This window comes from Actinomadura sp. 6N118 (assembly GCF_044326415.1).
In the GTDB taxonomy this organism is placed as follows: Bacteria; Actinomycetota; Actinomycetes; order Streptosporangiales; family Streptosporangiaceae; genus Spirillospora.
This window is the reverse complement of record NZ_JBIRAZ010000001.1, coordinates 521,039-541,241: the sequence shown is the minus strand read 5'-3', so window position 1 is coordinate 541,241 and position 20,203 is coordinate 521,039. Positions and strand designations below refer to the sequence as shown.

The 20,203-nt window shown below is 69.1% G+C and carries 22 protein-coding genes; 14 read left to right on the top strand and 8 right to left on the bottom strand.

All coding sequences use genetic code 11. The features are described from left to right. Nucleotides 1-172 precede the first annotated feature (172 nt). Nucleotides 173-877, top strand: a complete 705-nt coding sequence (locus tag ACH34W_RS02410) for a maleylpyruvate isomerase family mycothiol-dependent enzyme (RefSeq protein WP_395958986.1) — start codon at nt 173-175, stop codon at nt 875-877. Nucleotides 878-906: 29 nt separating this feature from the next. Here ACH34W_RS02410 and ACH34W_RS02405 read toward each other — a convergent pair whose 3' ends face one another. Together ACH34W_RS02405 and ACH34W_RS02400 are read right to left on the bottom strand one after the other, a co-directional pair. Beyond that, complete coding sequence (locus ACH34W_RS02405) at nt 907-1,473, bottom strand: PadR family transcriptional regulator (RefSeq protein WP_395958985.1); 567 nt, start codon at nt 1,471-1,473, stop codon at nt 907-909. 61 nt (nt 1,474-1,534) lie between these two features. Continuing rightward, nucleotides 1,535-2,395, bottom strand: coding sequence for an aldo/keto reductase (locus ACH34W_RS02400; RefSeq protein ID WP_395958984.1), 861 nt, complete (start codon nt 2,393-2,395; stop codon nt 1,535-1,537). Nucleotides 2,396-2,489: 94 nt separating this feature from the next. On the opposite strand from ACH34W_RS02400, the gene ACH34W_RS02395 reads away from it, so the two are divergent. The 7 genes from ACH34W_RS02395 to ACH34W_RS02365 all read left to right on the top strand — a co-directional run bounded on the left by ACH34W_RS02395 (nt 2,490) and on the right by ACH34W_RS02365 (nt 8,761). Further along, nucleotides 2,490-3,155, top strand: a complete 666-nt coding sequence (locus tag ACH34W_RS02395; RefSeq protein WP_395958983.1) for a DNA-binding response regulator — start codon at nt 2,490-2,492, stop codon at nt 3,153-3,155. 122 nt (nt 3,156-3,277) lie between these two features. Next, complete coding sequence (locus tag ACH34W_RS02390; RefSeq protein ID WP_395958982.1) at nt 3,278-4,762, top strand: flavin-containing monooxygenase; 1,485 nt, start codon at nt 3,278-3,280, stop codon at nt 4,760-4,762. A gap of 32 nt (nt 4,763-4,794) precedes the next feature. Beyond that, nucleotides 4,795-5,562: an SDR family NAD(P)-dependent oxidoreductase gene (locus tag ACH34W_RS02385; RefSeq protein ID WP_395958981.1), complete on the top strand. Its 768-nt coding sequence runs from the start codon at nt 4,795-4,797 to the stop codon at nt 5,560-5,562. A 113-nt stretch (nt 5,563-5,675) separates the two neighbouring features. Next, nucleotides 5,676-6,659 carry a DMT family transporter gene (locus tag ACH34W_RS02380; protein ID WP_395958980.1) on the top strand — a complete coding sequence of 328 codons (984 nt, stop codon included), beginning with the start codon at nt 5,676-5,678 and terminating at the stop codon, nt 6,657-6,659. A gap of 32 nt (nt 6,660-6,691) precedes the next feature. After that, nucleotides 6,692-7,444 (top strand): serine protease, encoded by a 753-nt coding sequence (locus ACH34W_RS02375; protein WP_395958979.1) that lies wholly within the window; start codon nt 6,692-6,694, stop codon nt 7,442-7,444. Nucleotides 7,445-7,480: 36 nt separating this feature from the next. Then, the gene (locus tag ACH34W_RS02370; protein ID WP_395958978.1) at nt 7,481-8,431 is read left to right on the top strand and encodes an NAD-dependent epimerase/dehydratase family protein; all 951 of its coding nucleotides are present in this window, start codon (nt 7,481-7,483) and stop codon (nt 8,429-8,431) included. Between the two features lie 9 nt (nt 8,432-8,440). Then, a complete protein-coding gene (locus tag ACH34W_RS02365; RefSeq protein WP_395958977.1) occupies nt 8,441-8,761 on the top strand; it encodes a GroES family chaperonin in 321 nt (106 codons plus the stop codon). Between the two features lie 61 nt (nt 8,762-8,822). On the opposite strand, the gene ACH34W_RS02360 is transcribed toward ACH34W_RS02365, so the two are convergent. After that, a complete protein-coding gene (locus ACH34W_RS02360; protein ID WP_395958976.1) occupies nt 8,823-10,286 on the bottom strand; it encodes an MFS transporter in 1,464 nt (487 codons plus the stop codon). A gap of 196 nt (nt 10,287-10,482) precedes the next feature. Between ACH34W_RS02360 and ACH34W_RS02355 the strand changes: the two genes are divergently transcribed. Continuing rightward, nucleotides 10,483-10,839, top strand: a complete 357-nt coding sequence (locus ACH34W_RS02355; protein WP_395958975.1) for an ArsR/SmtB family transcription factor — start codon at nt 10,483-10,485, stop codon at nt 10,837-10,839. Between the two features lie 168 nt (nt 10,840-11,007). Here ACH34W_RS02355 and ACH34W_RS02350 read toward each other — a convergent pair whose 3' ends face one another. Further along, a complete protein-coding gene (locus ACH34W_RS02350; protein WP_395959290.1) occupies nt 11,008-11,283 on the bottom strand; it encodes an HAD family hydrolase in 276 nt (91 codons plus the stop codon). Between the two features lie 129 nt (nt 11,284-11,412). On the opposite strand from ACH34W_RS02350, the gene ACH34W_RS02345 reads away from it, so the two are divergent. From ACH34W_RS02345 to ACH34W_RS02335, 3 genes are all read left to right on the top strand, one after another. Further along, nucleotides 11,413-12,057: a TetR/AcrR family transcriptional regulator gene (locus ACH34W_RS02345; protein WP_395958974.1), complete on the top strand. Its 645-nt coding sequence runs from the start codon at nt 11,413-11,415 to the stop codon at nt 12,055-12,057. Between the two features lie 309 nt (nt 12,058-12,366). Next, complete coding sequence (locus tag ACH34W_RS02340) at nt 12,367-12,975, top strand: hypothetical protein (protein ID WP_395958973.1); 609 nt, start codon at nt 12,367-12,369, stop codon at nt 12,973-12,975. A gap of 14 nt (nt 12,976-12,989) precedes the next feature. Then, nucleotides 12,990-14,345: a Dyp-type peroxidase gene (locus tag ACH34W_RS02335; RefSeq protein ID WP_395958972.1), complete on the top strand. Its 1,356-nt coding sequence runs from the start codon at nt 12,990-12,992 to the stop codon at nt 14,343-14,345. Between the two features lie 50 nt (nt 14,346-14,395). Here ACH34W_RS02335 and ACH34W_RS02330 read toward each other — a convergent pair whose 3' ends face one another. Beyond that, the gene (locus tag ACH34W_RS02330; RefSeq protein WP_395958971.1) at nt 14,396-14,878 is read right to left on the bottom strand and encodes an epoxide hydrolase N-terminal domain-containing protein; all 483 of its coding nucleotides are present in this window, start codon (nt 14,876-14,878) and stop codon (nt 14,396-14,398) included. Nucleotides 14,879-15,883: 1,005 nt separating this feature from the next. After that, nucleotides 15,884-16,777 carry a TIGR03620 family F420-dependent LLM class oxidoreductase gene (locus ACH34W_RS02325; RefSeq protein WP_395958970.1) on the bottom strand — a complete coding sequence of 298 codons (894 nt, stop codon included), beginning with the start codon at nt 16,775-16,777 and terminating at the stop codon, nt 15,884-15,886. An 89-nt stretch (nt 16,778-16,866) separates the two neighbouring features. Here ACH34W_RS02325 and ACH34W_RS02320 point away from each other — a divergent pair, with 89 nt between their 5' ends. After that, on the top strand, nt 16,867-17,436 hold the full coding sequence (locus ACH34W_RS02320) for a TetR/AcrR family transcriptional regulator (protein ID WP_395958969.1): 570 nt from the start codon (nt 16,867-16,869) through the stop codon (nt 17,434-17,436). 29 nt (nt 17,437-17,465) lie between these two features. Here ACH34W_RS02320 and ACH34W_RS02315 read toward each other — a convergent pair whose 3' ends face one another. After that, complete coding sequence (locus ACH34W_RS02315; protein WP_395958968.1) at nt 17,466-18,311, bottom strand: alpha/beta hydrolase; 846 nt, start codon at nt 18,309-18,311, stop codon at nt 17,466-17,468. A gap of 149 nt (nt 18,312-18,460) precedes the next feature. Here ACH34W_RS02315 and ACH34W_RS02310 point away from each other — a divergent pair, with 149 nt between their 5' ends. Beyond that, complete coding sequence (locus ACH34W_RS02310) at nt 18,461-18,877, top strand: MarR family winged helix-turn-helix transcriptional regulator (protein WP_395958967.1); 417 nt, start codon at nt 18,461-18,463, stop codon at nt 18,875-18,877. Here ACH34W_RS02310 and ACH34W_RS02305 read toward each other — a convergent pair. Beyond that, nucleotides 18,855-20,147 carry a glycosyltransferase gene (locus tag ACH34W_RS02305; protein ID WP_395958966.1) on the bottom strand — a complete coding sequence of 431 codons (1,293 nt, stop codon included), beginning with the start codon at nt 20,145-20,147 and terminating at the stop codon, nt 18,855-18,857. The two genes, ACH34W_RS02310 and ACH34W_RS02305, sit on opposite strands and share 23 nt — an antisense overlap. Nucleotides 20,148-20,203: the final 56 nt, after the last annotated feature.

Sequence of the window (20,203 nt, the reverse complement as noted above, 5' to 3'; positions counted from 1 at the left end):
GAGAGCCGTCCCCGTGAGGGCCGTCCCGGCGGCCAGCGCTCCCGCAAAGGTCGTGATCTTCATCTGCGCCCCAACGGGGTCCGCGGACAAGGCCTCTTGGGAGCACGTTTACCCAACGCCTCCCGTTCATACGCCGTGATACAGGCGCGGCGCTTCGGGGTACGGAATCGAAATGGCCTCTGAGACCCTTCGTGATCTGAATCCTTTCGACGTCCTCGACACCGAGTACGCCCGGCTCGACGTGTACTTCACCCTGCTCGACGAGAGCGGCTGGGCAGAGCCGTCCCGCTGCGAGGGCTGGGCAGTGCGGGACGTCCTCGCCCATCTCGCCGGGGAGGAGCTCTACAACCACGCCTGCCTGAACAACGATCTGGAACGGCTGTTCGCCCTCCTGGACGAGAAGGGCGTCAAGGATCTCAGCGCCTTCAACGAATGGACCGTGGACGAACGCCGCAACCTGCCGGTCGGCGAGGTGCTCGACGAGTGGCGGAGCAAGAGCACCGAGACCCGGCGGCGGATGCGCGAGCTCGGCGCGGACGCGACGCTGGCCACGATGGTCGGGCAATACCCGGTCGGGTTGCAGGCCTTCCACCTCGCGTCGGAGTTCGCGACGCACGCGGACGACGTGGGGGTGCCGGTCACTCCGGAGGAGGAGCCCGCGCGGACGGCCTGGCGGGGACGTCTCGGCGTCTTCGTGCTCGCCGAGCAGGGGGCCGACGTCCAGATCAAGCAGATCCCGGGCGGCTACCGGGTCACCTTGGACGACAAGTCCGCGGACCTGTCGGCGGTGGACTTCGTCGACGCCACCACCCGCCGGCTCCCGCCGGGCTACCCGCTCGACCCGGACCTCAGCCGCGCCCTGGTCTGCCTCGCCTGAACCCCTTTGGGTCTGCCTCGCCTGAACCCCTATGCGCCCGGGACGTGCGGAGGCTCGCCCGCCATCACGTACGCGCCGTCCTTGAGCCGTTCGATCAGCCCGCGCGTCCATTCGGCGGCCGAGTCGGCGGAGTGGACCCACCAGCCGAGCAGCTCGTTCAGGTGATCGGGATCCCGCGAGATGTGGGGCGCGACCTCCCCGCGCCACGCCGCCAGCGCCTCCAGCCGCCGTTCGAGCAGCTCGATCGCCTCCGCCCGCGGCAGCTCGGTGAGAAAGCCGAGTGCGGCCGACAGCAGCTCGGGCCGCCGCTGGTCCACGGTGACGACGGCCTCTCGCAGGAGCCGCAGGAACTCCTCGTCGCCGCGTTCGGTGATCTCGTAGTCGGTACGCGGGGGGCCTGCGTCGTTCTCCGGGACGTCGTACGCGCGCAGCAACTCCTCCTTGGTGAGCTGCTTGAGCGCGTGGTAGATCGACCCCGGGTTGACGTTGGCCCACTCGTTCGACCCCCAGGACAGCAACGCACGGCGGATCTCGTACCCGTTCGCCCGGCTGAAGCCGCGCACGGCACCCAGCACCAGCAACCGCGTCGCCGACATCGTCTCCCCTGATAGGCCGATCGCTCCGGACACCCCTTCGGGACCGCAGCGTAGGGCCAGATTAAGGGGTGTGGAGTTCGGCGAGGTCTTCGGCGGTCAGCTTGAGGCCCGCGGCCGCCACGTTCTCCTCCAAGTGAGCCGGTGACGACGTGCCCGGGATCGCCAGCATCACCGGCGACAGGGCGAGGAGCCCCGCCAGCAGCACCTGCGGGACGGTCGCGCCGTGCCGCCCGGCGATACGGGTGATCCGATCGTCCTCCGGGATCCCGAAGCCGCCGAGCGGGAAGAACGGCGCGTACGCGATCTCCTCACGCTCGCAGATCCGCAGCACCTCGGTGTCCTGCGGCATCGTCACGTCGAAGCGGTTCTGCACGGCCGTGACCGGAGCGATGGCCCGCGCCTCTTCGAGCTGCCCGGCGGTCACGTTGCTCACACCGAGATGCCTGATCAGGCCCTCCTCCCGGAGCCCCGCCAGCACCTGGAACCGTTCGCCCACCAACTCGTCCGGCGCCGGCCCGAGCCCGCCGATGCGCAGGTAGACCAGGTCAAGCCGGTCAAGCCCGAGCTCCCGGAGATTCCGCTCGACCTCCGGCCGCAGCTCGCCGGGCTCCATGTGCCCGGTGGGCATGGGGTCCCGCGGCCCGCGCCGCGGCCCGACCTTGGTGGCGATCACCAGGTCGTCCCGGTACGGCCGGAGCGCCTCGCTGATCAGCCCGTTCGCCGTCAGGTCACCGGAGAAATAGAAGGCGGCGGTGTCGATGTGGTTCACACCCAGCTCCACCGCGCGGCGCAGCACCGCCCGCCCGGTGTCGGGGTCGTTGGGCGGCCCGCCGCGTTCGCTGGCGGGAAGGCGCATGGCACCGAAGCCCATCCGCGAGATCTTCAGGTCGCCGCCCAACATCCAGAATTCGTTCGTGTTCATGCCCGAAGCCTCCGGACTCACGGCACGCGGCACGAGCCCGTGGCAGCAAACTGCCACATTGACCACGTCCCGCCACGCCCGCAGACTGGCCCTGATGAGCCTTGACCTGGACACCAACGTCACCTTGCGCGGCGATGACGAACTCGCCCGGCGCGCGGGCCACCTCTTCGCGGGCACCCGGGAACGGTTCGTGTGCGCCGCGGCCGACCTGCGGACGTGGGCGATGCCCGGCGTACGCGAGCAGATCGTCGCCGACCGCCGCCGGTCGGCTCCCGACCTGCCCGTCTTCAAGCTCTACAACCCGCAGGCCCTCGGTGACGAGGAGTCCGAACGGCGGCTGATCGAGATCGCGCGCCACGGCGCCCGCATCCGGATCTGCGCCACCCCGCTGCCACACGAGACGATCATCATTGACGACCGGATCGCCGTGCTGGCAGGGCCTCCGGCGCAGGGCGTCCGCGAGTACACCGTGGTCCGCTCCCCCGCCGTGATCCAGGGCGTGGCCTCGCTCTTCTGGGCCACCTGGGAGTCGGCGGCGGACCTCGCCGAGTACCGGCGGACGCGCCCGCCGGTGCTGAACGCGGAGAGCCGGGAGATCCTCCGGCTCCTCGGCGACGGCCTCAAGGACGAGACCGCCTCCCGGCAGCTCGGCCTCTCCCTGCGCACCTACCGCCGCCGTGTCGCGGAGATCCTCACCCTGCTGGACGCCGACTCCCGCTTCCAGGCGGGCCGCCGCGCCCACGCACTGGGCCTCATCTGACCGGCCAGATCGCCACGTCGATGCGGCGGCCGCGTCGGTGCCGCCAAAGCGGCCTGGCCACATGACCCGCTGGTCATTATGCTCGGGTGGACGGCGGAGCGGAACGACCCTCGGGATCGGTCATGAGTCACAGCGTCTTGATCATCGGCAGCGGTTTCGGTGGTATCGGGATGGCGGTCCGGCTCAGGCAGGCGGGCATCCACGACTTCGTCATCCTGGAAAAGGCAGACGAGCTGGGCGGCACCTGGCGGGACAACACCTACCCGGGCGCGGCCTGTGACGTGCCGTCGCACCTCTACTCGTTCTCGTTCGAACGCAAGACGGACTGGACGCGGCGTTTCCCGCTGCAGCGCGAGATCCTCGACTATCTCTGGCACTGCGCCCGCAAGTACGGCGTGCTTTCACACATCCGGTTCGGCACGGAGGTGACCGAGGCCCGCTTCGAGGCCGGCGATGGGCGTTCGGACGCGGTCTGGCGGGTGTCCACGAGTGATGGCGACGAGCTCACGGCCCGGGTGCTCATCTCCGCGTGCGGGCAGCTCAACCGGCCGGCGTTGCCGGACATCGAGGGCCGCGAGTCGTTCACCGGACCGAGCTTCCACTCTGCGCGGTGGGATCACGGCGTGGACCTCCGGGGCAAGAAGGTGGCCGTCATCGGCACCGGGGCGAGCGCGATCCAGATCGTGCCCGAGATCGCCGCGGAGGCCGGGCGGCTGGTGCTGTTCCAGCGGTCCGCGCCGTACGTCATCGAGAAGCCGGACCGCCCGTACCGCCGCTGGGAGCGGGTGCTCTTCGCCACCGTGCCCGGGGTGTACGAGCTGAGCCGCGCCAAGATCTACGCCTTGTACGAGTCGCGCGCGCTCGGCTTCGTCAAGTACCCGCGGCTCATGGAGATCATGGAGAAGGGTTTCCGCAAGGGCCTGGAGGCGCAGGTCCCCGACCCCTCGCTGCGCGAGGCGCTCGTGCCGGACTACCCGATGGGCTGCAAGCGCATCCTGGTCTCCAGCGACTACTATCCGGCGCTGAACAGGCCGAACGTCGATCTCGTCACCGATCCCATCGCGCGCGTCACACCCTCGGGGGTGACGACGGCGGGCGGCACGGAGCACGAGGCCGACGTCATCGTCTACGCCACCGGATTCCGCTCCACCGACTTCCTGGCCCCGATGAAGATCAGCGGGGTGGAGGGGAGGGAGCTGAACGACGTGTGGCGCCACGGCGCGCAGGCGCACCTCGGCATCACGGTGAGCGGCTTCCCCAACCTCTTCCTGCTCTACGGCCCGTACACCAATCTGGGGCACAACAGCATCATTTACATGCTCGAATCGCAGTTCAGATATGTGATGGGGTGCATCGGCGCGCTGCGTGAAGCGGACCTGGACTGGATCGACGTGCGGCCCGACGTCTTCGACGCGTTCGGGCGCGAGATGCAGGAACGGCTGCGGTCGACGGTCTGGGAGACGGGCTGCGACAGCTGGTACATGAACGCGGAGGGCAAGGTCGTCAACAACTGGCCGGGCTTCACGTTCGCCTACCGGCGCGCCACCCGCCGCCCCGACCCTCGCGACTTCCGCGCCCGGCGCGCGACACCGCACGCCGGCGCGTAGGCGACGCGGCAGTCACGTCCTAAGCTCGGATCATGCCGACTGCTCTCATCACCGGCGCGACCGCGGGGATCGGTGCCGCCTTCGCCCGCCGCCTGGCCGCCGACGGATTCGATCTGGTGCTGCTCGCCCGCGACAGCGACCGGCTCGCGGAGGCCGCGCGCGGACTCCATGACAAGTACGCGGTCCGGGCCGAGGTGGTCGTCGCCGACCTCGCCACGGACGAGGGACTCAAAACCGCCGAGGATCGCGTCCGAAACGGCGTCGATCTGCTGGTGAACAACGCGGGCTTCGGCAACAAGGGAACGTTCCTCAACGTGCCGCTCTCCGACGAGCTGACGATGCTCAAGGTGCACTGCGAGGCGGTACTGCGGCTCACCCACGCCGGGCTGCCGGGCATGCTCGATCGCGGCCGTGGCGGGATCATCAACGTGTCCTCGGTGGCGGCGTTCGCCACGCGCGGCACGTACGGCGCGTCCAAGGCCTGGGTGGTCAGCTTCAGCCAGGGCGTGGCGGCCGACATCGCGGGCCAGGCGGACGGCAAGGTCCGTGTGATGGCACTCTGCCCCGGTTTCGTGCACACCGAGTTCCACGAACGCGCCCAGATGGACGTCACCGGCGTCCCGGACTTCATGTGGCTCGACCAGGACAAGCTCGTCGACGCCGCCCTGCGCGATCTGCGCCGCGGCGTCCAGGTCAGCGTGCCCGGCGCCCAGTACAAGGCGATCGTCGGGCTCAGCAGGCTCGTCCCGCGTGAGCTGGCCGGCAAGCTGTCGTCGCGTACGGGCCGCAAGTACGACTGACGGGCCGCGGCGACATCTCGTGTTCCGGGCGTGTGAGTGGTGCGTTACGGTCTTGTCACGCGGCGTTCAGCACGGCAGGCTGCTGATCAACGTCCGCTGAGAGGTCTCCCCCGATGGGTCGTCACGATCTGGGTTACGCCGCCCTCGCTCTCCTCGCGACCACCGCCTACTACGTCGCGTTCCTGGTCTTCCGGATCGCCGCGAGACGGATGCCGCCACTGCGAGGAAGCCGTCCGTTCCACGTCGCCTGGCGAATGCTGACCAGCCCGATCTGGTTCGCCGGCGGGCTCATCCTCTTCCTCGGCCTCGCCACCGAGGTGGTGGCGTTCGCCGCGATCCCGCTGGCCGTCGCGCAGCCCATCTTCGCGGTCAGCCTGGTCTTCCTGGTGGTCTACGCGGTCTGTTTCCTGGGCGAGCGGCTGACCCCGCGCGAGTGGATCAGCGTCGCGCTGTTCGTGCTGGCGACCGTTCTCATCGGGCTGTCCGCCGGGTCCGAGGCCGAGCTCACCGCCGATGCCACGCTGGCGGGCACCCTCGCCTCGCCGTGGCAGATGCTGGGGGTGATGGCGCCCGCCGTCATCGTCTCGGCGCTCGTGTGGCTGCTCGGCGACCGCCGCACGAGCGGCCGCCACGCCCGCAAGCTCGCCGGCGTCGCGTACGGCATCGGGGCGGGTGCGTGCGCGGGGCTCGCCGAAGCGGGCATCCGCGGCATCTCGATCGTGTACGAGGACACCGGCAGCGTCCGGGCCGTGCTCGAATCGCCGTATCCCCTCCTCACCATCGGCATGGCCGCGATCGCCCTGGGCGGCCTCCAGGTCGCGCTGCAGCGCTGCCGGCTGGCGATCGTCGCCACCGTGCTCACCGTCATCGGCCGGGCGTATCTGATCATGAGCAGCACGGTGTTGTTCGGTGAGGAATGGCCGGAGGAGACGCTGCCGTTCGCGCTCCGCGCCGGTGGCTTCGCGCTCGCGCTGGTCGCGCTCGTCACCTTTCCGCGGTACGAGCGGCCCGACCTGACCGACGCCGGCACCGCCGCCGGGAAGACTCGGCAGACCGCCCGCGGCGGGGATCAGGAAGACATCCAAGCGATCACCTGACCGCTCGCCGCCCGCTCCCCTAAAGTCCCGATATGCCCTTCGTCGCCCTCCGCCGTGCGGTCGCGTGTCTCACCGCGGCGGTAGCCGTGTTCACATTGGCCTCCCCCGCGTCGGCGATCGTGGGCGGGACCCCGGTGCAGGCGTCCCGATACCCGTGGCTGGCCTCCGTCGGCACCCCGCTCTTCTTCGTCCGCCCGTCCGGGCAGTTCTGCGGCGGCGCGCTGATCAAGCCGGACACCGTTCTGACGGCGGCGCACTGCGTCTCGATGTTCAGCTCCACCCCGGGCTTGCTGAAGGCCACATTCGGCCGCTCGGATCTCGTCAGCCGCGAGGGGGAGACCGTGGGGGTACGGGCCGTCCGGGTGCATCCGAAGTTCCGCGAGTCGACGTTCAAGGACGAGACCGTTCTCCATCACGATCTCGCCGTGCTCACCCTTTCGCGCCCGGTGGCCCGGCCCACGGTGCCCCTCGGCACCCCGGGCGCCGAACGCGACGGGCTCGCGCTCGGCTGGGGCATGAGGTCGGAGAACGACCTGCTCAACACGAAGCTGCGCGCCGTGCGGCTCCCGCTGCCCGGTGACGCCGCCTGCCAGCGCGCGTACGGCGGCTCGTACGACGCGGCCGACATGCTGTGCGCGGGGACCGAGAAGGCCGACACCTGCCAGTTCGACAGCGGCGGCCCTCTCCTGACCCGCGGCCGCCTGGTCGGGGTCGTCTCCTGGGGGTACGGCTGCGGCAAGGCCGGCTATCCGGGGGTCTTCGCGCGCGTTGCCGATCTTCCCTGACCCGAGGATGCTGGTTGCGACGGGGAGGGGAACACGATGCGGATCTTGGTCACGGGGGCGGCCGGTTACGTCGGATACGCCGTCGGCCGCCGGCTGATCGCTGCCGGGCACGAGGTGACCGGCCTGGTGCGGCGCGCCGACCGGCCGCTCCCTCCGGGCGTGCGGCCCGTCATCGCCGACCTCCTGGATCCGAACGCCCTCGACTCCACGCTGCACGAGACGTACGACGGCGTCTGCCACCTCGCCGCCCGCACCCGCGTCCGCGAGTCGTTCGACCAGCCACTCCCCTTCTTCAGCACCAACGTCCAGGGCACGATCAACCTCCTCGAAGCCCTCACCAAGGTCCGGCCCGACGGCTCCCCGGCGCTCGCCCCCGCCGTGGTCTACGGCTCGACCGCGGCCGTCTACGGCAACCCCGACCGCCAGCCCATCCCCGAAGCCGAGGTGCCCTCCCCCACCAGCCCGTACGGCGCCGCCAAGCTCGCCGCCGAGCAGGTGATCCGCTTCCACGCCCGCACGGGGGCGATCGGCGCGGTCGTCCTCCGCACGTTCAACGTCGCCGGCTCCGTCGATGGCCGCCGCGACCCCGACGAGACCCGCCTCATCCCCAAGGCCCTCGCCGTGGCCGCGGGCCACGCCCCGCACCTGACGATCAACGGCGACGGCGCGGCGGTCCGTGAGTACCTGCACGTGGACGATCTGGCCGCCGCCTACGTCCTCGCCCTGGAAGCCGCCCGTCCCGGCACCGAACGCGTCTACAACGTGGGCAGCGGCACCGGCGCCTCCGTCAAGGAGGTCATCGAGGCGGTCGAAGAGGTCACCGGCCGTCCCGTCCCCACCCGCCACAACCCGCCGCAGCCCGAGCCGCCCCTCCTGGTCGCCGACGCCACCGCGATCCAGCGCGACCTGGGCTGGCAGCCGGAACGTTCCGCCCTCCCCATGATCATCGCGGACTCGTGGGCCGCCCTGTCCCCCGAAGCCGGATAAACTCCCAGCGTGTCCGTGCCGAAGTTCGAAGTACAGATGCTCCACGACCGCGTCATGATCAAGGTCGACAAGGAGTCCGGCGAACGCCGCAGCTCCGGCGGCATCGTCATCCCCGCCACCGTGGAGCAGGAAAACCGCCTCGTCTGGGGCGAGGTCTGCGGCGTCGGCACCCACGCCCGCACCGTCAAGGTCGGCGACCGCGTCCTCTTCCACCCCGGCGACCAGTACGAGGTCGAGATCCAGGGCGAGGACTACCTGGTCATGCGCGAACGCGACCTGCACGCCATCGCCAACGAACGCCCCGAACACGGCACCGGCCTCTACCTCTGACGAAACCGTTCAAGATCATCCGTTAGTGAACGCATTGGTAGCCAGGCAACCGTGTGGCGGGTCAGTGAGCCGTGAGGGTCTCCTCGTTCTCGGGTGTACGGCTGGAGGGTGTCTCGACAGAACGCCGCCGCAGGGTGAACGTCACCAGCAGGCCGGCGGCGAGCATCCCGGCCGCGGTGAGGATCACCACCACGAACTCGCCCTCGGCGGTGGCGACGCGCAGAGCCTCGCCGGTCTTGTCTTCGGTGCCGATGTCGGCGATGACGGTGAACACCGCCAGTCCGATGGCGTTCCCAATGTTGAGGGTGGTGGAGGCAATGCCATTGGCGACGCCCTGTTCGTGGTTGGGGGTGCCGGTGGCGGCGGCGATCCACATGGCGGTCCAGACGATGCCCTGTCCGATGCCGGAGACCAGTAGCCCGGGGACCAGCAGCCCGTAGCCGGCGTCGGAGTCGAACCCGAAGGCGAGCCCGGTGGTGCCGATCACGCCGATGGCGAAGCCGATCTGCAGCGTGCTGCGGGTGCCGATCCGGGTGGTGAGGCGTTCACCGAGCTGGGTGCCGGTGGCGATGGCGATGGAGGGGATGAGGAAGGCGAGCCCGGTCTGCAGGGCGCTGTAGCCGTGCACGCTCTGCATCAGGACGGTGAGGAAGTAGGGCAGGACGCCGAAGGTCGCCATGTAGATGAAGGTGACGGCCATGCCGACGGTGAGGCTGCGGTTGCGGAACAGCCGGAACGGCATCAGCGGGTCGGCGCTGCGGGCCTCAACGATCGTGAATACCGCCAGAAGCACGACGGCGAGCACGAGAGCGCCGATCACCAGCGGGTCTCCCCAACCGAGCTCGGGTCCTTCGACGAGACCGAAGACCAGCAAGGTGGAACCGGCGGTGACGCTGGACGCACCCGGCAGGTCGAACTTGCGGCGCACGCTCTGTGCCGGGTCGCGCGGTATGACGAACAGGGCGGCCAGCGCGACGAGGCCGGCGAGGGGCACGTTGACGAAGAAGACCGCGGGCCAGCCGAAGTTCTCGGTGAGCACGCCGCCGAGCAGTGCGCCGATGGTCAGGCCGCTGGCGCCGGCGCCGCCCCAGACCGCGAGTGCCCGGTTCCGTTGAGGTCCCTCGGCGAAGAGCGTGTTGATCAGCGAGAGGGTGGACGGCAGCAACAGGGCGCCGCCGATGCCCTGGATGGCACGGGCGGTGATGATGAGGCCGGGGTCGCCGGCCAGGCCACCCGCCAGTGAGGAGACGGCGTAGAGGGCGAGGGCGAGCACGAACATCCGGCGACGGCCCAGCAGGTCCGCCGCGCGACCGCCGAGCAAGAGGAAGCCGCCCGCGAAGACGACGTAGGCGCTGACCACCAGTTGCTGGGTCTGGCCTGGGAACCCCAGGTCCGCGCCGATCTCGGGAAGTGCGACGAACACGATGTTGAGGTCGAGCGCGTAGATCAGTTGCGCCAGGGCCAGCAGTGCCAGGGTCCAGCCCAGGCGCCGCTTGGCGCCGCCCGGAGTCTCGTCTTTCGACACGGATGAAGTGGACATGTGAGTGCGCCCTTCCTGGGGTCTGAGTCATGGGCCTCGGCCGATGGGCGGACAGCGCCACCATGCGAGATAGTACGTATGTTTACGTACAATCGTTCATTAAGGCAAGCTCAGCGAGCGCTACGGAGCGGATACACGCAGGCCAGGAGGGATAGTTCGAATGTTGATTTACAGTGGGACCATGGTGCTTCGTCATCCAGACCGCGATCAGATCCGGATCGAGGGCGTCCTGGCAGCGCTGGGCAACCCCGTGCGGATGGCAGCCGTCCGGGTACTCGACGGCGGAGGGGAACACAACTGCAGCAGCGTCTTGGGCATCTTGGGCGTGACGGCGAAGTCGACCATGACGCACCACTGGCGCGTGCTGAGGGAAAGCGGCGTCATCTGGCAGCAGCCCTCCGGCCGAGAGAATCTGCTCACGCTTCGCCGCGAGGACCTCGATGCGCGCTACCCCGGGCTGCTCGATGCCATCTTGGCCGGAGCCCTCAGAGATGAGGCCTCACAGGCTGCCCAGCACGTCGGCCCGTCCGGCGGCTGACCGGCAAGGTCCCGGCTGAGTCCTCGTGGCGGCCGCAGCGAGCTGTCCCTGACGGCAAAGCCGTGTCATCCGATCCACAACGGATGGTTAACGGGTTCGCCGCCCACCCCTGCCATCCATTGGCAAGGGCCCATGAGGCAAGTGCCTGACAACGACCGTGCGAGCCGGTCAGGCGTTGGCGCGTGATAGTTGGTCGGGGAGATCGGTGAGCCGTTCGATGCGGAGCACCGTCTCGTCTGCCGTTGGCGGCGGTCCACCGGTGATGGAGTCGATGCCGCGGTCCAGCCAGATGCCGCTGAGTCCGGCGAGGGCGGCTGCGTTGACGTCGCTTTCCAGCATGTCGCCTACGTTGACCGCGTGCTCCGGGTCGGTCCGCATCCGCCGGCAGGTAGTGGCGAAGGTGACGGGGTCGGGCCTGGCCGCAGGGTGCCGTGCAGGTCGCAGAACACCACATCCGCCAAAGGCGGATCATCTCGTGGTTCCGAGTCGGGACCTGTCCGAGTTCGGATCAGGCCTTGGTCCGGGCAGTTACTGATGACTTCGTCAGAAGCGATCCACAGTAAGATCCAAAGGGTGAGCACGGCACGCGAGACCGCCTCCCAGGGGAACCGGCTGGACCGCCGCAAAGCGCGCACCAGGGCCGCCCTCATCGCTGCGGCGCGGCAGACGCTCGCTGAGCAGGGTCGGGCGGAGGTGAGCATTCAGGAGATCACCGAAGCCGCCGACGTAGGGTTCGGCTCCTTCTACAACCACTTCGCAAGCAAGGCCGCTCTCTTCGACGCCGCGATCGACGAGACCCTGGCCGAACACGCGCTGCTGATCGAGCGGGCCACCGCGCATCTGGAGGATCCCGCCGAGGTCTTCGCCGCCTCCGTCCGGCTGACCGGGCGACTGCACCAAACCCATCCGCAACTGGCGCGGATTCTCCTGCGCACCGGCCTGCCCCATGTCACCTCCAGCGAAGGGATGCCGGCCAGCGCCCTGCGTGACCTACGCGCCGCTGCGGAGGCCGGGCGCCTGGACATCGAAGACGCCCACGTGGCGCTCGCCTGCACCGGCGGTGCGCTGCTGGGCCTGCTGCAACTGCTGGAGTCCCGGCCCGACATGGACACCGAAGCCGCTACCGACCAGGTGGCGGCCAACCTGCTGCGCATGTTCGGCCTCGACGGCGCCGAAGCCCACCGTCTCGCCACCCGCCCGCTCCCCACACTCGACTGACTGGGCCTTCCCCCTGCGGCGCTCCGCTCCGGCGTTCACGGTCCATGTTCTTGCGTCGCCGATCAGCAACGGGACCACCCAGCCCTAGCGGCAGCCGCCTTCCCCGCCTACAGGTCCTTGATCGTCTCCCGCCCCAAGGCCTGTCCCTTCCGCGCGTTCCTGCTGCATACAAGCCCTGCAATAAACCTCTAAAGCATCTACCTGCTAAGATAGTGATGAAATCATCAGTAATGATGATCTCTTCCACAAGGGTATAGGCGCAGCTAGAGGCATGCTTCGCCGACAGAAGGCTGCGGCTGAGGAGATGTGATGAACGAAGACGAACTGCGATCCAGGTTCCAGCGGCTTCCCACAGCGGTCCGTACCCGGGTGGAGGAGACGCTCACCGACGCCAAGATCGCGCTCAAGCTCCGCATCGGACAGGCACTGGCCGACAAGTCCGAGGTGGCCGAGCACGCGGTGTCGACCGCCGGACGCGTCGGGGCCCAGAGCGGCGAGATATCGGAGCTGACGTTCATCGCTCCGCTCAAGCCCGGCGGAGCACAGCGGCTGCGGAAGTTCTTCGAGCTCATCGATGGGAACCTGGTCGGCGCCGGCCAGGTCGGCACCCTGCACAACATGCGCTTCGTGTTCCTCGACGACGACACCAAGCTGCTGTTCGCCACCGCCTACGACGGCGAGTGGGATCCCTACATCGACGACTTCGCCACCAAGATCCCCGACATGATGGATTACCTCTTCGACAACGTCGAGGGCTGGCCCGGCATCGCGTCTCCGCAGGTGAAGGACTTCATCGTCCAGCACCAGATCCCGGCCTCGGCCTGGTTCGCGGCCCACCCTCACGTCACCGTCTCAGAGGCCACCCGGCTCAAGCGGCAGGATGCCGCCGTGCAGAGCTTCCTGAACGCCCTCAACTGAATGAGTGACGTCCGGTGAACCTCTTCCGACGCATCCTGCAGCGGCCGACGCTGGAGCTCGACGACATCCAGGCGACGGCGCTGAGGGCACGGCCAGAACCGTACTTCGGGACTCACGCGATCCTGGAGATCCTCGACGAGGTGGCCGGCAAGGAGCTGCTGCGTCGCCTTGCGCCACGGGTGACCTCGGCGGCCCGCTGGGACGAGCCACGGCCGTCCTGGCTGGCGCTGGCCATCAGCTATCACGGCCTGGCCGCGTTGGGAGTGCCCGACGCTTCGTTGGCGTCGTTCCCCGCTAATTTCCGCGCCGGAATGGCCGCGCGCGCCCACCGGCTCCGCGATGTCGGAGTGAACGCGCCGGCCAAATGGGAGGCCCCGTTCGGCAGCCCGCGGGTGCACATCGCCCTGAGCGTCTACGCCGCCGACGAACGCGACTGGCGCCGCGAGGTCGCCGCCTACCAGAATCAGCTGCGCACGTTGCCCGGCGTACGGTTGCTGTCGCATCAGGACTTCGGGGTGACCGCTCCGGCCAGGAACGTGTTCGGTTACCGCGATGGGTTCACCCAGCCCGTGGTGGAAGGCAGCGGCGCCGGGTCACTGCCGGGAGACGGGCGGCCGATCAAGGCCGGGGAGTTCGTGCTCGGGTATCCCAGCGAGACCGGGCAGCCGCTCACGATGCCGGCCCCGGACGTTCTGGGGCGCAACGGGACCTACGTGGTGTTCCGCAAGTACCACTCGCACGTGGCCGCCTTCAACCGGTTCCTGCGCGACAACGCCTCCACCGACGAGCAGCGCGAGCTGCTGGCCGCCAAGCTCGTCGGCCGCTGGCGCAGCGGTGCCCCGCTGGCGTTGTCACCCGAACGCGACGACCCGGCACTCGGCGAAGATCCCCGGCGTTTCAACGACTTCGACTTCACCGACGACCCGCGGGGCCTGCGGACGCCGCTGGGCTCGCACATCCGCCGGATGAACCCGCGCGCAGCCAAGCTCGAGGTGCTCAGCGACGTGAACATCCGCAGGATCATCCGGCGCAGCACCTCCTACGGCCGACCGCTCCCCACCAATCAGCTCGTCGACGACGGAAAGGAACGCGGCCTGGACTTCATCGCCCTCGGCGCGCGTGCCATCGACACCGTGGAGTTCTTGCAGAGCGAGTGGGTCAACTCCGGCAACTTCGCGGGTCTCGGCAAGGAGAAGGACCCCTTGATCTCGCTTCAGGACAAAGGGGCGTATTTCACCGTGCCCGGCGCGCCCCCACGCCGCGTGCACGGCATCCAGAGCTTCAACACCCTGCGGGGCGGCGAGTACTTCTTCATGCCCAGCCTTTCAGCCATCGAGTGGCTCACCAGCCACCAGGAAGGACGGCAGTGACCATGTCACGCTCCTATGTGCGGCCTCGCCAGCTGGATGAAACGCCCCGGTCAGTTCCTGGAAATCCTGCTGACCTCAGTTGAAGAGGCGGCCGAACTTTCGCAGCTCATCGGTCCACAGTTCCGGCTGCTCGAACGCGGAGAAGTGGCCGCCGCGCGGTACGTGATTGAAGTAGACCAGGTTGCTGTACGTCTCTTCCGCCCAGCGGCGGGGCGTGCCGAAGAGCTCCTTCCGGAAATTCGAGACGCCGACCGGGACGTCGAGCGGCAGGGGTTGTGGTGCGGCGAGCGGACGTGCAGGAAGTGGATGCCGAGGCCGTCGATCAGCGTGCGGTACTGGCCGAAGCCGTTCAGGATCCGCTCGGCCTCCCTCCGGTCATAGCTGTGCTGCCAATAGTCGATCAGTCGCTTCTGCCGTTCCGGCGGAACGCCCTGGGACCAGTCCGAGATCACTGCCTCCAGCGGGAAACGGGTGTTCGCCAGACGCTGCTTCAAGTCGGCCAGAGCGCTGTTCCTCGGCGGCAATCTGGCCATGGCTCTGTTCGCCATGCTCGGCTGGGGCACGTCGTTCTGTGCCTCGGGTTACGCGCAGGAGGTGCTTGGATACTCGCCTCTGCAGGTCGGGGCGCGGCCCGGGCGCGCCAAGAGTGCGCAGGCGTCCGCTACTCATGAGCGCATCTCAAGCCATGCCCTTGACGATCACCGACAGTGGGGCGTAACTACTTACCCAAGTGTCGCTTGCGGGCCATGCAGGAGATGGGGTCGAATGTTCCCGAGGGGTTGCTTGTTCGATTCGCGCGCGGGACGGCACCGTCGGCCGCCCGCACCAGGCCAGCCACGCTCCCGGTACAGCCTTTGGATCGGAATGGTGTTGCTCGCCCTTGCAGTCGGCGTATCCCTTCGCGAAATCACGACGTCGCTGGATGCAGAGCACAGCCGGCCGCCCCTGTCACAGCTCGCGGCACAGGATCTTCGGACATATCCGTCGAAAACGCTGCCCACAACACCGGGCGGCATCGTCCCGAAGCCTGCACTCCCGCCAACTAAGGACTCCGAGCAGGCACCGAAACCCAGGCCGACGCCGCCGATCGCTGTGCACCCGCCAAGCAAACCCCACCAACTCGGCACATCCGATCAGAGCAAGACTTCAGTGTTTTTGATCAAACGTTCCAACACACTGCCGCCGTCGAACGACGGGACGCAACAGCGCCGGTCGCCCGGGCCCGGCTACTCTGCGCCGCCACTTCCCGGGTACGGCTGGCACTCCCCATACCCGTGGTGGAAGCCGTGGCCACACTCTTCGCAGCCGCCCTACTGGGGCCAGTGGCCAGGCTGGGCGCCGCCGTCGAACATGCCGCGATAGTGAGCCGCTTCCAACCTTCTCTACCAACTGTCACGAAATGCGCAGGGGTTTCGCGCGTGCGACTGGCTCGCGGCATGGAGACCCACGACGCAGTGGCTTCGACGCTGGCGGGGGTCGAGCTGTAACCGGCGAGATTCAGGTACGGCGCGGATCCAGTCGGGGCGATGATGGCGTGGCTATTGGTTCAGCTGGGGGGCCAGTCGTTCCAGCTGGTCGACCGTCGATTTCAGGTCTGGGGCCAGGGGATGGAGAAGCACGTGGTCGGCGCCAGCGTCCAGGTGTTCGTGGAGCCGGGCGGCGATGGCCTTCTCGTCTCCCCAGGCCAGGGTGGCGTCGATGAGGCGATCGCTGCGGTCGTCTGCCAGGTCGTCGTCTCCGTACCCGAGCCGGCGGTAATTCCTGGTGTACGGGGTCTCGACATTTTTCATCCCCTGGGACAGGAGGGCGCGCATCTGTCCTCGGGACGAGGTCGCGTTGGTGTCGAGGACGAGGGTCTGGTGCGGGATCAGTAGTCCTTCAGGTCCCAGTGCTTTGCGGGCGACCTCGGTGTGCTCGACCGGCTGCATGAAGGGGTGCACTCCATCTGTGCGCTCGCGGGCCAGCCGGTGCGCCCTGGGCCCCAGCGCGGCGAGCACCCGGGGGTAGCGCACGTCGGGCAGGATCCGGGTGGCGGCCCTGTCCATCTCGTCCAGATAGTCCTGCAGCCGGGTCAGGGGACGGTCGCCGCTCGCCCCGCCGAGTCCGAGGATCACCCTGCCCTGATATGCCTCCGCCAGGGTGACGGCGCCGCCGTGCATCGCCACGGCGTCGCGCATGCTCACGTTGGCGATGCCGGTGCCTGCGACCAATCGTTCGGTGGCCGCCAGGATCACGGCGAGTTGGGCGAACGCCTCACGGCCCCCGTACCCCGAGGCGGCGGGCGGTTCACCGGTCCAGAACGAGCCGTATCCGAGCCCCTCGATCCGGGCGAACTGCTCGCGTTGCACCGTCACAGGCGCGTCCAGCAACGTCCCCGGTGCGAGCCACACGCCGAACCGGCCGAGCCGCCGACGTGTCTCCTGCGTGACCATCGTCCACTCCTCTCAATCGGAGGTGGCCTCCGATTCATCGTGAGGATACGATATACGGAGGAAGCCTCCGATTGTCCAGGGGAGTCAAGGTGGACGACACGGCAGTCGCCCGGCCCATGCGAGCGGACGCCCGCCGCAACCGCGACCGGCTGCTGGCCGAGGCCCGCGCCGCGTTCCTCGAACACGGCGTGGATGCGTCACTGGAGTACATCGCGAGCGGCGCCGGGGTCGGGATCGGCACGCTTTACCGGCACTTCCCGACGCGCGAGGATCTGCTCGCCGCGTTGTTGCAGAACCAGTTCGACGCCCTCACCGCCGAGGCGCGCCGGTTGCTGGACCGTGAAGCCGCCCGTGAAGCGTTGACCGCCTGGGCTTACGCATTCGCGGAGACGTCCACCGTCTACCGGGGCCTGACGGCCGCCCTCATGGCGACGATCCGGGACGAAAACTCCGCCCTGCATGCCTCCTGCGAGTCGATGCGCCAGGCCGGAACGACCCTGCTGGCCCGGGCGCAGAAGGCAGGGGAACTGCGCCCGGACATCGACCCCACGGAGTTCTTCCTGCTCATAGCCGGATTGGCATGGGCGCACGAACAATCTCCCGGCCAACCCCTCGACCGGCTTCTTGCCGTGCTCTTCGAGGGCCTGACCCCACGTTGAACCACGCCCTCATCCCCCGGACAGCGAGCTCAGGATTCCTCCTTCCTGCCCTGAAGCCGGGAGGCCAGGAAACGACCGGCCCGCTCTAGCGCCGCTGCCGCCTCGGCCGATCCGTCGAGCTGGAACACGTGCGGTTGGCGCGGAGCCACCTCCAACGTCACCGCGACCTCGTCGGCCCCGGCGCGCCCGGCCAGCCGTACGGCGTCGTCCAGCAGGACCTCGCTCGAGCCGACCTGGATCAGCAAGGGCGGCAGCCCGGCGAGGTCGGCGAAGACCGGGCTCGCCTCAGGCGCCGACCTGTCACCGCCCGGGACGTATTGATCGAAGTACCACTCGAGAGCGGCCGGAGTGAAGATCGGGTCGACCCCGTCCTTGGACCGCATGCTCGCGCCGCTGAGGGTCAGATCGACCGCCGGCGAGAACAGGACCGCCGCCGCCGGCATCGGCAGGCCCGCATCCCGGGCGCGCATCATGGTGACGACGGCCAGCGCGGCCCCGGCCGAGTCGCCCGCGATCACCAGCCGCCGGGGGTCGGCGCCGGAGTCCAGCAGCTCGCGGTAGGCCGCCAGGCAGTCGTCGGGCGCGGCCGGGAACGAATGCTCCGGCGCCAGCCGGTAGTCGAGCGAGACCGCCCGGCCGTCGAGGTGCCGCAGCAGCGCAACGGTGAGGTGGGCGGGGACACGCGCCGACCCGACCACGAAGCCGCCGCCGTGGAAATACAGCAGCACGTCCTCACCTGCCGGGCCGGGCGCCTCGATCCGCAACTCCAGCGCCGGCCGCCCGCCGAGTGTCGTCGCCGACGAGTGGACGTCTGCGGGCAAGGGCCTGGTGAGCATGGCCGCGAACTGCTCGCGCTGTTCGGAAAGGCTTTGCATTGCGCCCTCCAGTTATTAGTCAAGCGCCCTGACAGTCAGGTGACTTTACCATGATGCCTGGTATCGTCAAGCTGCCTGACGAAATCGCATGGAAGAAGGGCCGCACGGGGATGACGACGCGAACGCGCGAGCGGCAAGAGGAGCCCGGCATGCCGCTCCCCACCCTGCTCACGCAGGCCAAGGACATCGCGCTCGAACGACTTCACCAGCGGCTGGCCGACGAAGGATTCGAGGGGGTCCGGTACGTGCACGGCTCCGTCTTCCGGTTCATCGACCCCGAGGGCTCGCGGCTGACCACGCTCGCCGAACGCTCCAGGCTCACCAAGCAGGCGATCGCCGAACTGGTCGGCGAACTGGAGGATCACGGCTACGTCGAGCGGGTGGCCGACGCGGGCGACCGCCGCGCGAAGATCATCCGGCTCACCGATCAGGGCAAGATGGCCCAGGTCGCAGCGGCCCGGATCCTCACGGACATCGAGCAGCGGTGGGCGCTGCATCTCGGCGGGGACCAGGTCACCCTGCTGCGGCGCGCCTTGGAAGAGGTCATCGCCCTCGAGAGCGCTTAGGTGTAGCCCTCGCTGAGTGGGTGCCCGTCCCGCCTGCGGACTCTGCGGGCGCGCTCCGGCCGATCTTGTCGACCAGAAGGCTCGCGGCCAGCTTCGCTCCGTCGGTACGGATCGTCTCGGCCACGACGGCCGCACGGGCACCGGTCTCGGGGGACAAGGCGATCTTGAGCGCGGCCGCCAGGGACTCGGCGGTCGGCGTCGGACCGTCGTGTCCTGTGCCGATGCCCAGCTCGGTCACCCGGCCCGCCCAGTACGGCTGGTCCGCCACCTGGGGCACCAGCACCTGCGGCGTCCCGGCACGGGCCGCCGTCGTCGTGGTGCCCGCGCCGCCGTGGTGCACGACCGCGGCCACCCGGCGGAACAGCGCCTGCTGGTTGACCTCGCCGACGACGTAGCAGTCGTCCCGGTCGTCGATCAAGGCCAGATCGGCCCAGCCGCTCCCGAGCAGGACGCGGCGCCCCTGCGCCCGGACCGCTTCGATGACGGCCCGGGAGAGATCCTGCGCGTTCGCGCCCCGCATCGGCATGCTGCCGAAGCCCACGTACACCGGCTCTGCACCGGCGGCCAGGAACGCCTCCAGATCGGCCGGGAGCGGGCGCTCGTCCGGCCGGATCCATGCGCCGGTCTGCGCCACGTCGAGCTCCGGCGTCTCGTGCCACGGGCCAAGGACAGGGTCGGCCGCCAGGAACGGGTGGTCGGTGAAGACATGGTCCCGGATGCCGTCCACCGGCGGCAGGCCGACCGAGGTCCGATGGTTGTTGATCGTCTCGCCGAACAGCACGTCCTTGTGCTCGGCGTTGAGATCCCACAGTCCCCGGTTGTCGGTCACCTCCGTGGGGATCACCTGGCCCGGCCAGGGGGGAGGCGGGTGGTGCGGTGACGGCAGGTAGTTCGGGGACAAGGACGTGAACACATAGGGCACGCCCAGCTTCTCGGCCGCCGCCCGCGCACCGGCCGCGGCCGGGAACGAGCCGGTGGCCACTACCGCGGCGCAGCCCTCGGCCACCGCGACGACCGCCTCGTAGGCCATGGCGGTCAGGTCAGCGGCGATGTCGGACAGGCTCGCCTTGCCGGGGACCGCCCCCGTCGCCAGCGCGCGGATCGGCCAGCCGACGGGAGTCAGTGGCACGTCGACACTGTCCAGCAGCTCCGCGAAGTCCGGCGGCGCGCACACTCGCACCTCGGCGCCGAGAGCCTGTAGCTGCAGCGCCAGCCCCGTCATCGGCTCGACGTCCCCGCGTGACCCGTAGGTCACCAACACAACGCGCATTCCGCGACTCCAACTTTCCGTACGTTCCGGCGTCGAGGGGCGATTGTGCGGTATGA